The organism is Arthrobacter bambusae (assembly GCF_022606295.1).
Lineage (GTDB): Bacteria > Actinomycetota > Actinomycetes > Actinomycetales > Micrococcaceae > Arthrobacter > Arthrobacter bambusae_A.
The window spans coordinates 88,397-104,138 of the sequence record NZ_JAHHZS010000003.1 but is presented as its reverse complement, the minus strand read 5'-3'; the positions used below and the strand labels follow the sequence as shown (position 1 = coordinate 104,138).

At 65.8% G+C, this 15,742-nt stretch carries 15 protein-coding genes; 5 read left to right on the top strand and 10 right to left on the bottom strand.

From position 1 onward, the window contains the following. Positions 1-5: 5 nt before the first annotated feature. The gene (locus KNN17_RS03050; RefSeq protein ID WP_241707526.1) at positions 6-740 is read left to right on the top strand and encodes an IclR family transcriptional regulator; all 735 of its coding nucleotides are present in this window, start codon (positions 6-8) and stop codon (positions 738-740) included. A gap of 156 nt (positions 741-896) precedes the next feature. On the opposite strand, the gene KNN17_RS03045 is transcribed toward KNN17_RS03050, so the two are convergent. From KNN17_RS03045 to KNN17_RS03025, 5 genes are all read right to left on the bottom strand, one after another. Further along, complete coding sequence (locus KNN17_RS03045) at positions 897-2,324, bottom strand: MFS transporter (RefSeq protein WP_241707436.1); 1,428 nt, start codon at positions 2,322-2,324, stop codon at positions 897-899. Between the two features lie 136 nt (positions 2,325-2,460). After that, on the bottom strand, positions 2,461-5,481 hold the full coding sequence (locus KNN17_RS03040) for an AAA family ATPase (RefSeq protein WP_241707435.1): 3,021 nt from the start codon (positions 5,479-5,481) through the stop codon (positions 2,461-2,463). Then, entirely contained in the window at positions 5,478-6,677 is a 1,200-nt protein-coding gene (locus KNN17_RS03035; RefSeq protein WP_241707434.1) for an exonuclease SbcCD subunit D, read from the bottom strand. The genes KNN17_RS03040 and KNN17_RS03035 overlap by 4 nt, the downstream gene beginning before the upstream one ends. 90 nt (positions 6,678-6,767) lie before the next feature. After that, positions 6,768-7,742, bottom strand: coding sequence for an MIP/aquaporin family protein (locus tag KNN17_RS03030; RefSeq protein WP_241707433.1), 975 nt, complete (start codon positions 7,740-7,742; stop codon positions 6,768-6,770). A 140-nt stretch (positions 7,743-7,882) separates the two neighbouring features. Next, on the bottom strand, positions 7,883-8,233 hold the full coding sequence (locus KNN17_RS03025; RefSeq protein WP_241707432.1) for a YidH family protein: 351 nt from the start codon (positions 8,231-8,233) through the stop codon (positions 7,883-7,885). Positions 8,234-8,310: 77 nt separating this feature from the next. On the opposite strand from KNN17_RS03025, the gene KNN17_RS03020 reads away from it, so the two are divergent. Next, positions 8,311-9,396 carry an ADP-ribosylglycohydrolase family protein gene (locus KNN17_RS03020; RefSeq protein WP_241707431.1) on the top strand — a complete coding sequence of 362 codons (1,086 nt, stop codon included), beginning with the start codon at positions 8,311-8,313 and terminating at the stop codon, positions 9,394-9,396. A gap of 30 nt (positions 9,397-9,426) precedes the next feature. Here KNN17_RS03020 and KNN17_RS03015 read toward each other — a convergent pair whose 3' ends face one another. The 3 genes from KNN17_RS03015 to KNN17_RS03005 all read right to left on the bottom strand — a co-directional run bounded on the left by KNN17_RS03015 (position 9,427) and on the right by KNN17_RS03005 (position 11,391). After that, complete coding sequence (locus tag KNN17_RS03015) at positions 9,427-9,966, bottom strand: DUF4395 domain-containing protein (protein WP_241707430.1); 540 nt, start codon at positions 9,964-9,966, stop codon at positions 9,427-9,429. A 66-nt stretch (positions 9,967-10,032) separates the two neighbouring features. Continuing rightward, entirely contained in the window at positions 10,033-11,058 is a 1,026-nt protein-coding gene (locus KNN17_RS03010; RefSeq protein WP_241707429.1) for an exonuclease domain-containing protein, read from the bottom strand. 72 nt (positions 11,059-11,130) lie between these two features. Continuing rightward, positions 11,131-11,391: a DUF4235 domain-containing protein gene (locus KNN17_RS03005; protein WP_241707428.1), complete on the bottom strand. Its 261-nt coding sequence runs from the start codon at positions 11,389-11,391 to the stop codon at positions 11,131-11,133. 198 nt (positions 11,392-11,589) lie between these two features. On the opposite strand from KNN17_RS03005, the gene KNN17_RS03000 reads away from it, so the two are divergent. Together KNN17_RS03000 and KNN17_RS02995 are read left to right on the top strand one after the other, a co-directional pair. Then, positions 11,590-12,345, top strand: coding sequence for a histidine phosphatase family protein (locus KNN17_RS03000; RefSeq protein WP_241707525.1), 756 nt, complete (start codon positions 11,590-11,592; stop codon positions 12,343-12,345). Beyond that, a complete protein-coding gene (locus KNN17_RS02995) occupies positions 12,332-13,243 on the top strand; it encodes an NAD(P)H-hydrate dehydratase (RefSeq protein WP_241707427.1) in 912 nt (303 codons plus the stop codon). The genes KNN17_RS03000 and KNN17_RS02995 overlap by 14 nt, the downstream gene beginning before the upstream one ends. 55 nt (positions 13,244-13,298) lie before the next feature. On the opposite strand, the gene KNN17_RS02990 is transcribed toward KNN17_RS02995, so the two are convergent. Together KNN17_RS02990 and KNN17_RS02985 are read right to left on the bottom strand one after the other, a co-directional pair. Further along, complete coding sequence (locus KNN17_RS02990; protein WP_241707426.1) at positions 13,299-13,487, bottom strand: hypothetical protein; 189 nt, start codon at positions 13,485-13,487, stop codon at positions 13,299-13,301. Positions 13,488-13,525: 38 nt separating this feature from the next. Continuing rightward, positions 13,526-14,776, bottom strand: a complete 1,251-nt coding sequence (locus KNN17_RS02985) for an MFS transporter (RefSeq protein ID WP_242598486.1) — start codon at positions 14,774-14,776, stop codon at positions 13,526-13,528. A 187-nt stretch (positions 14,777-14,963) separates the two neighbouring features. On the opposite strand from KNN17_RS02985, the gene KNN17_RS02980 reads away from it, so the two are divergent. Beyond that, positions 14,964-15,728: a VTT domain-containing protein gene (locus KNN17_RS02980; RefSeq protein ID WP_241707524.1), complete on the top strand. Its 765-nt coding sequence runs from the start codon at positions 14,964-14,966 to the stop codon at positions 15,726-15,728. The last annotated feature ends 14 nt before the right edge of the window (positions 15,729-15,742 follow it).

The following is a 15,742-nucleotide window of genomic DNA, read 5'->3' as shown; positions in this document are numbered from 1 at the left end:
GCATGATGTCTCCCAGCGCCGCTAAGAGCCTGCAGGAAACGACGGCGACAGTCTCGCCGTCGCAGACCCTCTCCCGGGGCATCCAGGCCCTCGAAATCCTGGCGGCTGCCGAGCGCCCCCTGACCATTGCGGAACTCGCCGGCGCCTTGGGTGTTCATCGTTCGGTGGCCTACCGGATCCTCCGCACGCTGGAGGATCACTCCCTGCTGGTGCGCGACGACGCCGGACGTGTCCAGCCCGGGCCCGGGCTTGCGGTGCTGGCCAGGGGTGTCTCCCGCGACCTCCAGACGGCCGCCCTTCCGGAGCTGACCCAGCTTGCCAACACCCTGAACATGACGGCTTTCGTCGCGGTCTGGGACCATCAGGACTGCGTCACGCTGGTCACGGTCGAGCCGCGCCACTCGGCCGCCACCCTGGCACAACATCCCGGCACGCGCCACCCCGTGAACACCGGGGCGCCTGGGATCGCCATCCAGTCCACCATGAGCAAGGAAGAATGGGCCGTCCGCGCTCCTGGCCTGCCCTATCGCCCGGAAGCATCCGAAGCCCGCAGGCTCGGCTACGCGGCAAGCCACGACGAGGTCATCGCCGGATTGTCTTCCCTGGCCGCCCCAATCCAGGTGCCGGGTGGGCGGCCCGCCGCGATCGCCGTCGTCTACATCCGCCGCGAACAGGACCAGGCCGCCGTCGGCGAAGCACTGGCAGCGAGCGCGGCCCGCATAGGGGCCCAGCTGGCGTAAGGACCCGCCCGTGGGCTCCAGGCAACGGACCCCGCCGATGGGCTCGCACCGTCCCCTTCCAACGCTCGCTCACGTATGAGGCCAAAACCGGCAACGCTCGTGCAGATGATCTGAAAGAGGGTTCCCCGAAAGCGGCCCATAAGTGAGCGGGCGTCGTTAGTGCTGGGTGCTTGGCTTGCGCCGAAGGACCAGTCCTGCAACGATGCCGAGCACCAGAAGCGCGCCCGAAGCAGCGGTCGACACCACAAATGCGGCGCCCGGGCCCTGCGTCTGGGCCAACTGGCCGGCAAGATAGGCGCCCAACGCAGTACCTGCCACGATGCCGCTCGCCAGGGCGGTCATCACGGTTGCCATCCGACCTGCCGGAGCCACGACTCCCCCGATGCTGAAGACGGTCACCATGACGGGTCCCACGGGGATTCCGAGCACCAAGAGAACGATGGCCATCGGCCAGATCCCGGCGGGGAGGAACAACAGCAGAGAGAAGGCCGTCATCGCGGCCGCGGCGAGCACCCAACGGATGGCCAGGCCGAAGCGCCGCGGCCAATAGGCAACGGACAGCGCGGCGACGGCGGAGCTCAGGCCCATGACGGAATACATCAGTCCCGCAATTTCCGCCGTGGCGAACTGGGCGGAGTAAGCGCTCAAGGCATTCTGGGTTGCCCCGAAGAATGTTCCCATGCAGACCATGGCCAGCACAGGAACGGCGACCTTCAGCCACGCCAAGGCACCCGACTTCCGCTCGGCAGGGATGCTCACGACGCCGGTGCGCGCCTTGCGCTTTGCCGGCACCACAGCCAATTGCGAGGGATGGACGGCGAAGGCCGGTACGAGAGTTGCTGTCAGGACGGCCGCCAATGCGAGCGGAAGCCAAGGGGCCACGAGGCTGGCGAGAATGCCGACCAACGCCGGACCCAGGACGAAAGTGACTTCGTCCGCGGTGCCCTCGTAGGACAAAGCGGTGTCCAGGTCTGCGCGGCTGGACGCCACACTTCCGTGACCCGTGGGATTCGCCCCGACTCCAGTGTTCGGATTCCGTGGATTCAAGTTCCCGGCAGTCAGCGCCATCCACCGGACACGGGCCATGGGCCCCACCTGCGGGCAACTCGCTCCGGCCAGGAACGCAGTCAGCAAAATGACGGCCGCGTCCGTGGGGGTGCTGAAATCGGGCGTCAGGTACGCGGCAACGAGCAATGCGATGACTGTCACCGCATTGACAGCCGCGGCTACGAGCAGGACCGGGCGCTGCCCTGAGCGGTCAGCGAGCGAACCGAGCACCGGTGCTCCCAAGGCCGATCCGATACCGACGGCTCCCGCGGCGAGGCCGCCGATGGCGTAGGAATGGCTGACGGCCGTGACGAGGGTGAGGGTGCCGACAGTCAGCATGGCGAGGGGCAGCCGTGCGAAGAGTCCCAACGGCAGGAAGTTCCGGCCGGCGAGCTCAGGCAGGCGGGCGAAGCGGCCAGGCAGACGCGAACGACGGGGCGCGGCCTTCGCGGGCGCGACTTTCGGGGGCGCGGATGGAACTGAAGAGGCAGCCTGCAGTGCGGTGCTCGCCGTGGAGTTCTGTGGGGAGGAGTTCATGATTCCGGGTTCGCTGAAAGGTGCGCATCGTCCCTCCTCCCGATGCGCGCGACCCGGTGTAACCCTCCAAGTCTACCGGACGGCTGTGCCTTTTCCAGCGGGCCGGGTCCTGCGGGAGCGCCTCAAACCGGCATTGTCAGGCCGCCGCGGCGTCGACGATCCGCACAGTGGAGCCATTCCGGTTCTTGGTCACTTGCAACTGGCTGCCGATTCTCTGCTTCATCTCGGCAACGTGGCTGACAAGCCCCACTACCCTGCCGCCGTCGCGCAGTCCTTCGAGCGCATCCATGACCTGCTCAAGGGATTGCTCGTCAAGGCTCCCGAAGCCCTCATCCACGAACAAGGTCTCGATGTCCACGCCTCCGGCTTCGTGCTGGACCACATCCGCGAGCCCGAGGGCCAACGCGAGCGAAGCCATGAACGACTCCCCGCCGGACAGCGTTGCGGTGTCCCGCCGCTGGCCCGTCCACTCGTCCACGACTTCCAGGCCCAGGCCGGATTTCGCGCCGCGTGCTGCCCTGGCGTCGGTGTGTTGCAGGGTGTACCGGCCATCGCTCATGGCGATCAGCCGCTCCGAGGCCGCAGCCGCGACCTGTTCAAGGCGAGCGGCCAGGACATAGCTGTTGAGACTCATTTTGTAACCGTTGTCACCTGCCCCCCTGGCGGTCTCGGCGAGTTCGTTGAGAACCCGGGCGCGTTCGCGGGGGCCGCGCCCGGCGTCGGCAGCCTCTTCGTACTGCGAGCGGATTGCGGCCAGGCTGGTCACGGTCCGTGCAGCCAGCCCGGCAGATAGAGCCAAACGGCGGGCCGTTTCTTCGCTTTGCCCGGCCTCCTGTTCGAGGGCGGCAAGCTCGACGGCGGTCAGGGGCACCTCTCCGATCTGCGCTTCCTTTGCGGCGAGCACGAGGTCCTCGGATTCGAAGAGTTCCGCGAGTCTTGCGTTCTCGGTCTCGGCGGCCCTGATGGCTTCCTCAAGCCTGGCGGCATGCTGCTCGTCGAGGATTTCGAGCCGCGCAGCCTCCGCGGTCTCGAACCCGTTCGCCGAAAGGGCGCGGTCCAAAGCTGTGGACGCATCATCCACAGCCTCCCGGGCACGTTCCAGCTGGACGCCCGCGGCCACAGCCGATTGCAGGAGATCGCGTTGCGCGGTCAATGCCTCTATCCGGCTGCGTAGCGTGTCGAAGCCATCACGGAGACCGCCAAGCATGGCGTCCAAGGCCTCACGTTGCTCGTCCAGCAGAACCATGGTGGATTCGGCCTGAGCCGCGGCAGTGTCCTCCCGGACTTGTTCCTCCTCCAAACGGGAAATACGCTCCGCGGTGCGTGCGAGGTCTGCCTTGACCCGTTCAAGTCCTTCGACGGCGGAACGCGCCGAAGCCAGGGCGTCTTTGGCCCGCGCCTCCGCCGCAGCAGCTTCCTTCGGATCGATGTCTCCGCCCTGGGCGGCGAGTACGGCGACTTCCTGCTCGGCGGACGCGAGCTCGGCCGAAGCCTGAAGCAGTTCGTGTTCGCTCGCGTCATAGCGTTCGTGGGCGGATTGCTCTTCCTCGGCAAGTGCCAGCGCGGTGAGCCCGGCAGCCGCCGGCGATGGGTGCTCGGCGCTTCCGCACACCGGGCAGGCGTCGCCATCCCGCAGCTTTGCGGCGAGCTCGCCGGCGGCATTGGCCAGCCGGGACTCGCGGAGATCCAGCCAGAGTTGGCGAAGGTCCTGGGAAAGCGCCCGGGCCAACGCGTGGCGCTTCACTGCCGCGGCCAAGGAATCCCGGGCGATGGCGTAACGGGCTACGGTCTTGACGGTGTTCCCCGCTGCTGCTGCTTCGCCTTCGCGGACGGGCAGCCCCACAGCGGCCGTTTCCAGCGGGGCCAGTTCACCCTCCAAGGCAATTGCCTCGCCACGGAGGCCGGCCAAAGCAAGGGCGCGTTCGGCTTTGGCCGACTCGCGCTGCCCTGCCGACAAGGTGAGTGCGTCCAGCCTGGCACTGATGTCCTCGAGCTTTTGTTCGTCCCCGATCCGGGCTTCCACGACCGCCATCGTTTCGTGGATCCTGGCGAGGGACGTGCCGGGGTCGCTTGGGTCCAGGGCGGCGGCACGAAGCTTCGCCGTCGCCGACTCTGCCGTTGAGCCCGCCAGGCCGAGGGCGTTCGTGGCGCGGTCTACGGCGTCGAGCTGTCCGCCGAGTACGGCGGCTTTCCGGTGGCGCCCGAGCCGCTCGCGGGTTTCCCGCACTTCGCCCGCGCTCGAGGAGAGCACTTCGCGCCGTCGCGTGGCGGCGTCGAGCTTCGCGTGCCGTTGGACCCGTTCCCGGGCGGAGGTGAGCTTGTCTGCCAGGTGAAGCCGGACGGCATCGGCAGTGCCGGCGGCTTGCTGCCGCGCCAAAGATTCGGCCCGGGCCAGGGCTTCAAGGTTCCCGAGCCGGAGTTCAGGCGCGGGCCCACTGGATCCTTGACCATCAAGATCCGCCGTGTCGGCCTCTTCAATGCCAAGTTGGGCGTACTCCGACTCCGCCCTTTGCACGAGCAACTCCAGGACGTTCCGGTTGTCCTCCACTTGCGCGCGCGCGGCGTTTGCCTGGAGTGCCAACTGTTGCTCGATCGCTTCAAAGCGCTGGGTTCCGAAGAGCTTCTGCAGAAGATCGAGCCGGTCGGATGCCTTGGAACGCAAGAAGGCCGCGAAGTCCCCCTGCGGGAGCATGACCACCCTGGTGAATTGTTCCCGGTCCATCCCCAGGACGTCACCGATTTCCATGCCGGCTTCGTCGTTGCGCGAGGTCTTTTCCTCCCACGAGCCGTTGACCCGTTCGCGCAGAAGGGTTTTGGCCTGCTGGGTGGTGAAGCCCTTGCGTCCACGGGCGCTTGGCCTGTCCCAGGCCGGGGAACGGGTAACCTCAAAGCGCCTGCCCCGCGCCGAAAATTCGCAGACAACCCGCGGCTCCGCAGCCGGCTCCGCGTGGTCGCTGCGCAAGCGTTTGCCATCCTGGCGGGCGCCCGGGACGGAGCCATACAACGCAAAGCAGATGGCGTCGAGCACGCTTGTCTTTCCTGCACCCGTAGCACCGTTCAAGAGGAACAAACCTTGGGCCCCCAGCTGGTCGAAGTCAATCGACTGAAGTCCGGCAAACGGCCCGAATGCCTCAATGTCGAGTCGGTGGATTCTCACAGCTCTGCTCCTTCCAGCCGGACTGCTTCCAAGGCTTCACGAAGTGCGGAAAGTTCGGTCTCGTCAGCGGGCCTTCCCCGCACATGGTCGAGGAAGCCGCAGCACACACCCAGATCGTCCTCGGCTTCGGCAAGCCTGCTGCTGTAGCTGGCCTTGACCCTTCCGGCGGCGTCTTCGGGGTCAAAGCCCAGCACCAGGGTGTCCGGGAACCGGGCACGCAATTGTTCCATGGCCTGCGCCGGCCGCGCTGAGTCCGTGAGGGTGATCTGGCAATACGCAGTCTCGGCCCAGGAATATTGCTCCGACTCCAAAAGCTCCGCAAGCTTCCCGCGGAGGATCGCCAGCTCCCGAGGAGCTGTCCACAGTACTTCCTCGACGCCCTCAACACCGTCGATGCCGATGTCAATCAACCATGCACCCTTCCGGTGCTTGGCTTCGGAGAACGAGTACGCCAGCGGCGAACCCGAATACCGGACGTGCTCCGAAAGTTCCTGGCGCCCGTGCAAGTGCCCCAGGGCCGTGTAGCCGAAGCCATCGAAGAGATCCAGGGGCACTGCCCCCAAACCGCCGATGCTCAGATCGCGTTCGCTGTCCGAGGTAATGCCGCCGCTCGCGAAGGTGTGTGCCAACACCACGGAGTGCACCGGGCCTGCTTCGCTTCTCCGGGCAGTGTCCTCACGGATGAGCTGCACCGCGGCTTGGGTGACGTCAAAATGACTCGCGGTTTGAGTACCGAGCCGTTCGGAAACAAGCCTCGGTTCGAGGTACGGAATGCCGTAGATGGCGAGCACCGGCGCGCCGGCCTGGGCTGCGTTGTCGTTGCTGTCGCTGTTGCTATCCAAGGGGAACAGGACGGGAGAATCGAGGTCCTCCACGCGGGTCCTCAAATGGACTCCTCCGCGCTCCAGCAGGCGTGAAGCGAACCCGAGGCGGATCGCGGAATCGTGGTTGCCGCTTGTCAGCACCACCTTGGCCCCGGCGTCCGTGATGCGCACGAGGGCGTCGTCCAGAAGCTTGACGACATCCAGGCCGGGGAGGGCGCGGTCGTAGACGTCGCCCGCAATCAGGACGACGTCCACCGACTGCTCGCGGATGACTGCCAGCATCTGCTCGATGAAGTTGCGCTGGGCATCGAGCATCCCGACGCCATGGAACGATCGTCCAAGATGCCAATCCGACGTGTGCAAAAGCCTCATGTTTTCACGCTAAGCGGAGGCACGGACATTAATGGTGCGGCGCGGCGGCACCGGCCGTAACTGGGCGTTCCCGGCAGCTGAATCCCTGCGTCAGCCCCGCTTGCCATCGAAGAATTCACGGGCCGGGTCGACGACGGGCTTCTCTTCGACGGGTGCCGCGGCGGGGGCTTCGGCAGGCTCATCGACGGGCGTCGGAACGGGCTCGGAAACGTCGGCCGCACTTTCCGGAAGGGCCGGGTCAGCGTCGTCGTCGGACTTTTCATCCCAGGCGTCGGACGGCAACGATTCTGCGTCCTCAGAAATTGCGGGTTCCTCGACCTCGGTCACAGCCGCAGGAGTCGACTCGCCGAACCCTCGGAAGATGAGGCCGGCGATCGCGGCGCCCACGAGCGGTGCGACCCAGAAGAGCCAAAGCTGCTCCACCGCCCAGCTTGAGCTGAAGACGGCGGACGCAGTGGCACGGGCCGGGTTGAAGGCGAGATTGCCGGTGGATTGACCCAGCTGCAGCAGGACTGCGACGGTCAGGCCGACTGCGAACGGCGCGGCGAGTTTGCTGGGATTGCGCCGGGCGGTTACCCCCAGGAAGACCCCCACCAGGAGTGCAGCGCCGAGGACCTCTACGAGCATCACACCGGTCACCGGAACCTGGAAGGGGGAATGCGCACCGAAACCCGACGTCGAGGTTTCAAAGACGGCTCGGCTATCCGGGATATTTGGCACAGTCCGTACGACGGCGAAGAGCGCCAAAGCGCCCAAGAGGCCGCCCGCAATCTGGGCCCCCACGTATGCGGCCCCATCAACGAGCTTCATCCGGCCGGCAACCAGGTGGCCAACCGTGATGGCCGGGTTGAAGTGGCCGCCCGACAGGTAACCGAAAGCAAGCATGGCCGCGGCGACAGTCAGGCCGCTTGCCAGCGAGGCCGGCATCGGAACCGCCTGGGGGTTGATGAAGATCAACACACCCAAGCCAACAACCACAAGGAACAGCGTCCCCAGAGCTTCAGCGAACGACCGGGCAAGGAGCCCGGGGCCGCGGGAGGAGGGAATGGACACAGTCGTGGTCATCTCGAGGGATTCCTTAATTCGAAGTTCGGGTTCTCTTTTGCGGAGGCGAATGCTCCAGCCAGGGCAACGCCACGCGACGGACCGCATCCTTGCCCCGCAGCATCGTGTCAGCCCAGTCTGGACGCTTCCTGAATCCGAGCCTAGCCGCCCAACGCGATTGCGGCGACCGCAGCGCAGGCGAGGGCGGTGATGGACAGGGCGTTTGCAATCATCAAGAACGGCAAGGCCTGGTCGTTGCGCAGCGCCGCCTCCATCTGCGCCCGCCGCCGGGAGGCAAGGGTCGCGAGCCCCGCGCCGATGATGGACAGCACCACGCACAAGACAATGCGCACGGGCTGCGGCGCGATGTTTGGAGCAAGCTGGTCGATGGCGACAGCACCGGCCCGCAGCGCCAACGAGGTACGGATCCACACAAGGAAGGTCCGCTCATTTGCGAGGGAGAATCTGTCGTCCGGAGTTTTTCCGGTTTTCCGCCACGCGGGTTCACGCATCACTGCCTCCTGGTTCGCGAGCCACCGAATCAGCGGGCAGGTGAAGAGCGACGAAGCAGCCACGGTAAATTACCACTATGAGTGCTGAACCGTCCCCCTCCGCCGTGCCATCCTTCGAGTCCCGCGTCCGCGGGTGCCTGTTGGGTGGTGCCTTGGGCGATTCGCTTGGCTACGCCGTCGAGTTCGACGACGTCGCCACCATCCGTTCGCGCTTCGGCGCCGCAGGCCTCACCTCTTTCGGCCAGCTCGACGGCGGCAGCCACTTCTCGGACGACACCCAGATGACGCTGTACACCGTCGACGGCATCGTGGAGGCCCTCGAATGGGCCAACGACGGCGTCGCGGCGGATGAAACGGCGTGCCTCTGGCTGGCCTACCTGCGATGGCTCGCGACCCAGGGCATCGTGTTGCCGTCGTCAGCCCCTGTTCCCCAACCGCGGTGGATCGACAGCCAGGAGGTCCTCCGGCATCGCAGGCATCCGGGCAAGGCCTGCCTGAGCGGACTCGCCACGGGCCAGATGGGGACCAAATTTCGGCCCGTCAATCCGGAATCGAAGGGCTGCGGCACGGTCATGCGGTCCGCTCCCTTCGGCCTGGTCCCGCACATTTCCGAAGCCACCGTCTACAAGCTGAGCACTGATGCCGCATCGTTGACTCACGGACACCCTTCAGCCCGGCAAACTGCCGGTGCCTTCAGCGTCCTCGTACACAAACTGACAGCGGGTTCCGATCCACGGACCGCGGCCGAACATGCCCTGGGCGTGGTGTCGGCATTGCCCGATGCGGCTCCCGAACTCCTCGAGCGGCTCCGCCAGGCGCTGGAGATGTCCTCGGCCGGCACCCTGCTCAGCCCGGAAGAACTCACGGCGCACCTGGGCGAGGGCTGGGTGGCGGAGGAGGCACTCGCCGTCGGACTCTATGCGGTGCTGGCAACCGGCGCCACCGCCGGGGGTCAGCTCGATCCGGCCGCCCATTTCCGCCAGGCCATAGCCGTGGCGCTGAACCACAGCGGTGACAGTGACTCCACCGCGTCGATCGCGGGCAATATCCTCGGGGCATTCCATGGCGAAGAAGCTTTGCCCTCGGACTGGCTTGAAGCCCTTGAGGCCCCTGAGGTCATCCGTGGCATGGCGCAACGGCTTATCGCTGTCACCGTGGGCTAGCTGGCCGGAGGCCCAAAACCAATGAGCGCGTCAAACCCGGCGAAGCGCGATGTTGTTGCACGCTTCGCACACGTCTTCGGGGATAAGTCCGTGCTTCTGCAGGAAACCAAAGATGGCGCAGCCCAGGCAGAATCCCGCAAACGATTCAAGGGACGCCGCGACAATCAGCAAGGCGAGCAGGATCCAGGCGCCCAAGGCGAAACCGGCGAAGAACAGGACCACGGCGGCCGTGCTGAGCGCAGCGCCGATTCCCTGTGCGAATCGCTTGGGCGGCCCCGGGACAAGCTTGGCCGGCCCCACCCGGGGGGCCAGCAATTTGACGGATAGCACAGCGAACGGCGAGATCCTCGGACCGAACAACACCCGCAGCCAGAACCCTGCCGCGATCAGCACGAGTCCCCCACCGAGGCCGCTCAGGAGGGTGGCAACTGCCGCAAGAACCACCAGCCCGGCCGTGATCCTGGCGGCATACTCATTGACCGGATTGGGGAAGGCGAAGGCGGCGCGCCATCGGCTGCCTGCCGGAGCTGCGGTGAACCCTGCGGTATCAGCCTGTTTTCCCTGTGCCATGGCTCAAGGCTAGGAGCGCTGCTACACAACAGGAAGCTTTGTTGCTCCGTGTGAATTTTGCGGCCGCTAGCGTCCGCCGACCATCTGCAGGAACTCACCCTCGGAAAGTACCTCGATCTGCTGGCCTCGGCTGTGCAGCTCAAGGACCCGCTTTGCTTTGCCCGTGAGGCGGCCGTTCCGGAGATCGCCGGCAACAAAGCCGTCGCCTACCACCAGGACCGTTGTCCTTCCGGTCACACGGCTTTCCGGGCTCGCTCCCATCTCCGCTGCCCGCTGTTTCGCTTCCGGCCGGGCCATCGCAAGCTCGCCGGTGAAAACGACTGTCTGCCCGAAGAGCGGGTGGCCCGGTTCCGCTGCGGGGTTGGGCGCCGGGTTGTCGCCTTCTTCAGGCCAATTGCCCCAGGCGCGTCCAAGCTGGCCGGCGCCATTCCCGACGCCGGACCGGCCAGCGGCCGCGCTGCGCCCTCCACCGACGCCCGCGAGCGCGGCGAGGGTTTGCTTGGAGAGTCCGTCTCCGGGCTGGAAAGCCTGTTGCCGGGGTATGGCCAGGCCGAGGGACATGTAGAGCTCAGCGATGCTGTTGGCGTTGTTCCGGTGCGCGATGTCCACCAGGATTCCGGCGCAGGCCCGGGCGTCTTCGGCGGCGTCGTGGTGGTTCACGAGGGGAACGCCGGCCTCCTCCGCCGCGTAGGGCAAGGAATTGGACACCAAGGAGTAGCACCGCCGGGACAACATCACCGTGCAGACGTACTCGTAAGCGGGGCCCGGCAGACCGGAGACTTCGAGCCCGGAACGGATGACGCCGAGATCGAATGCCGCATTGTGGGCGGCAAGGATATCGTCGCCGATGAAAGCGCCGATTTCGGGGAAGACTTCGCCAAAGCGTGGAGCCCCGGCGACGTCCTCGGCGCGGATGCCGTGGATCCGGGTGTTGTGGTACTCGAAGTGGTCATGGTTTACCGGAGGCCGCATGAGCCATGAAGCTTCCTCCACCACGACGCCGCCGCGGACCTTGCTGAGGCCGACCGAGCACGGAGAACCCCTGAAGCCGTTCGCAGTCTCAAAGTCGATCGCCGTAAAGTCCAATGCCACTGGTCAAGGTTACAGGTGGAAAGGGATCCGCATGGCGCAGCAGGGGTTGTTGGCCTTGTCACCTGCAAACGTTCAGACCTCGTCCGCCGTCTTCTGCAGCCTGATCAACGCCTTCTTGGTTGTCCTTTGGGTCAGGACGTGGATGACCGCCCCTACGGCGCCCCCAGCGAAGGCGAACAGCACCACGCCGGGCAGGGAGTCCTCCAGATTGGTTGCATCCTTCGGCGCGGGCTTCCCGGTGGACTTGCTCCAGATGGCCTCCAGGGCCTTGTTCGCCGCCATTCCGGCACCCATGCCCACAACCAGGCCAAGTAGTTTGATCAGGACGTTCATTTTGCTCCTCCCCATGTCAACTCAAGCATCGCGGAATAATAAGCATGCTTAGCAGTAGCATAGACCCAAGGGAAGGACGCGGCGCCGAACTTGGCTAGACGCCGTCCTCCGGTGACGCCGATGACCGTGTGGCTATCGGGGCGACACCGAAGCAGTCCGGTCCCTGTCTCGACGAAGGAGATTCTTGTGAGCGAAAGCATGCGGGCACTATCCGGCCATGGAGCCGTCGAGCTGATCCTGGTGCGTCACGGGGAGAGCCTGGGAAACGTAGCAGCCTCGAAGGCTGGACTGTCCGGCGCGGAAGTCATTGAGGTCCCGGCGCGGGATGCCGACGTCGACCTGTCCCCCCTCGGTTACGAGCAGGCCACCGCTCTCGGCAGTTCGTTCAGCCGGCTCCCACCGTCGCAGTGCCCGGACGTGGTCTTGTGCTCTCCGTACGCCCGGGCGCGTCGCACCGCGGAAATGGTCGTAGGGGCGGCGGGCTGGAAGGTGTCGCTCCTCGTGGATGAGCGGCTCAGGGACCGCGAGCTTGGCGTCCTGGACATGCTGACCGCCAGGGGAGTGGAGCTGAGGCTGCCCGATGAGGCCCGGCGTCGCCGATGGTTGGGGAAGTTCTACTACAGGCCTCCGGGTGGCGAGTCCTGGACCGATGTCGCGCTGCGGCTACGGAGCTTTCTCTCCGATCTTGAACAGATCTCCGGAAGAGAACGGGTCCTCGTGGTCGGCCATGACGCCGTCATCCTGCTTTTCCGGTACCTTCTGGAGGGGCTTTCCGAACAGGAACTGCTGGATATAGCCGGCACAAACACCATTCTGAACGCTTCCGTTACGCGGTATATCCGCGCCGAAGGTCACGGCCCCTGGACGCTGCAGAGCTTCAATATCGCAGACCATCTCCTGGAGCAAGGAGTCACGCTCACCGAGCACGGGAGCGACGCCGATGTCCGTCCGTGACCTGCCGGCCATCCCGGTAACCCCCACCCTTTTGCGAAGCTGGCCGCTGCCGGCACCAGGTTCGGACAAGCTCGATCGGGGAACGGTGTTGGTCGTGGGTGGGAGCCGCAAAACACCGGGGGCCGCCCTCCTCGCCGGTACCGCCGCGCTTCGTGCCGGCGCGGGCCGCCTCACGCTTGCCGTTGCTGAATCCACGGCCGTTGCTTTGGCAGTCGCCCTGCCTGAGGCAGGCGTCATCGGCTTGCCCGAAACGTCCTCCGGCTCCGTCCGTTCGACAGCCCACGAGGCGTTGCAGCCGGAACTGGAATCAGCGGAAGCAGTGCTGATCGGGCCTGGCCTTGATGACGCGGACGAGACGGCCCAACTGCTCCGGAACCTTGTAGTCAAGGAACGGATCCACGGGAACCAGACGATTGTCCTCGACGCTTACACACTGGGGGTCCTGAGGGGACTCTTGCCTGATATCCAGCCATGGGCCGGGCATCTCATCCTGACTCCGAACCTGACCGAATTGGGCCTGCTCCTCGGGCGGGATCCTGAAGACGTCCGCAACGACATCGCCGAAGCCTCCCACCAGTACCAGGCGGTGGTCAGTTGCCAGGGCGTCATTGTCCAACCCCGGAACACCGGCCCGGCGGATACAGCCGGGTCCACGGATTGCTGGGAGATCACCACCGGTTCCGGAGGACTTGGAACGTCCGGTAGCGGAGACGTCCTGGCCGGCACCATCGCCGGACTCCGGGCCCGCGGAACGACGGATGCGCAGGCAGCCTGCCGGGGTTCGCACCTCCATGCCGCAGCCGGGGACAGGCTGGCCAGCCGGAAAGGAAGCCCCGGATACCTCGCCCGGGAACTTGCCGACGAACTACCGCCCCTCATGATGGAACTGAACACATGATGGAACGGGGTCTTTCGGCATCACGCGGTCAGTTGCCGGATGCCTGTCCGGAGAATCAGCTTCCGGTCTCTTCGGGGGTTTCCCGGGCGCGCTCTTCATTAGGGTTTTCAGAGCTTTCATCCGGGATGAAGTCCGGGTCCACCTTGACGCCCGGGCTTTCGCCCGGGATAGTCTTGCCCGCCTTGTCCCGGGCTTTCCCTTCCTCTTCCCGCCCATGGCGCCTTGGCGCACGCTCTTCGTTCATGCGCCCAAGGTAGCCCCGCCGGAGGAAGCTGTCGAGGCCTAGCGCCCGCGCTTCGCGATGGAGCGGGGCCGATTCTCCCGGGGACCGGCGGGGTAGCCGCCGCGGCGGCTGGCCAGGATGATTGCGAGCGCTGCCGCCGTCGGGACGGCTGCAGCTAGCGGCACCCACAGGGCGCCGACAGTAGTCAGGGCCAGGGCGCCATATCCGGCGCCGACGGCGATGCCTAGTTGAATGGTCACCACGGTCAAGCCGTTCGCGGCGTCCTTGTGCTCTCCGCCGGCGCGAAGGATTGCTGCCTGGTTGTAGATGCCGACGGCCCCGAAGGCGGTTCCCCACACGGTCACGAGCACGAGCTCACCCACCCACGTGCCGCCAAGCAGCGGCAAGAGGCCGAAGGCCAGCACCAGCAGGGCGACCGCGGAAATCAGGGAGCGCCGCGGATGGGAATCCGCAGTGAGGCCGGCAATCCAGATCCCCACGAGGCTGGCGACCCCCACCACGGACAGCGAAATGCCCGTGAAGGCATCCGGCAGGCCGGAGACATGGAGGAACGGCGCGATGTAGGTGAAGAGGGTGAAGTGGCCCAAAAGCAAGAGCGGCCAGGCTGTAGCCACCGCGATCACGCCGGGGAGCTTCAGGGCCCCGCGGAGCGTCGGCGTCGTAGTACTTTCCTCGTCGGGGGCCCCAGGAAGCAACCAAATAGCCAGGAACGCGAGAACCGCGCCAACGCCGGCCAGGATAAGGAAGGAGGCGCGCCAGCTAAGGACCGAGCCCATGAGCGTGCCGATCGGGGCGCCGACGGCCAGCGCGATGCTGTTACCGCTGAAGACCATGGCCATTGCTTTTCCGACGGAGCGCGCTGGAACGATCCTGGCGACGTAGGGGGCCATGCTTGACCACAGCATCCCGTGGGCCACGCCTCCGAGGAGCCTTGCCGCAACTGCCAATCCCAGGCTCGGGCTCGACGCCAACAGGACATTGCTCAGCGCGAACGCGAGCACGGTGCCGATCAACAACGCCTTACGGCGGACTCGTCCGCCGAGGAGCCTGGACAGGGGAAGGGCCGTGAAGACGATGACTGCGGCATAAGCGGCCGTCAGGGAGCCAACGGCCGATTCGTCTACCCCCAGGTCCCTGCTGATCTGCGGCAGCAGCCCGGACGGGAGGAGTTCCGTAGTCACTGCGGTGAAGCCTGCTGCGGCGAGGATCAGGAGACCGCCCCACGGGAACACGGGAGCTGACGCAGGAGCGACCGTGGCCGCTGTCCTGGGAATTGCTACGTCGCGCATCAAAAGTTCTTCCTCGTCATTCATGGTCAGTTGGCTGCGGACGCAGAAGTTCTCGTCTCTTCTCTCCACGTCCACCACGCTACGCATGTCGGGCGATTGGTGGCAGTGTCTGTCAGACACCCCCAGGCACAGTCTCAAGGGCCCGACGGCGGTTGTCCCGTACCCTTGAAGGGTGACCCTTTCTGCGATGAACGACTTTGCCGTATCCGCTTTGGGGGGTGCCGGGCAGGTGCAGCCGCATATGTCCGCGCTCCTCCCCGACTGGCTGAACCCCCAGGTCTTCCTGGCCGACCCCGCATTGGCCCCATGGGTAGTCCTGCTCGTGTGCGGCATTGTGTTCGCCGAAACGGGACTCCTGGTGGGCTTCTTCCTGCCTGGCGACTCGATGCTCTTCACTGCGGGGCTCCTCGTCGCCACGGATACCATCAAGTTCAATATCTGGGCTCTTGCCGCCCTCATCGTCGTTTCTGCGATCATCGGCAACCAGAGCGGCTACCTCATCGGCTCCAAAGCCGGACCGGCCATCTTCAACAAGCCTGATTCCAAGCTGTTCAAGCGGGAGAACGTCGAGAGCGCGCACGCCTTCTTCGAAAAGCACGGTGGCAAGGCCCTGATCCTTGCCCGCTTCGTTCCGATCATCCGCACCTTCGTCCCGGTGATTGTCGGCGTCGCCCAGATGGACAAGCGCAAGTTCTTCATTTTCAACGTCATCGGGGCGGCGCTCTGGGGCGGCGGCGTCACGCTGCTCGGCTACCTGCTCGGCGACAAGGTCCCGTGGGTCCGGGACAACCTGGACATCATCTTCGTGGTCATCGTGCTCCTCTCAGTGGTCCCCGTGGCCGTCGAGGTCCTCCGCGGCATCCTGGCAAAGCGCAAAGCCACGGACCGGGGCGCGCAACCCACCGAGGAGTTCGTCGACGGAAGCGAAGCCGGAAAGCACGGCGAGCGCTAAACCCGCTGACTTAT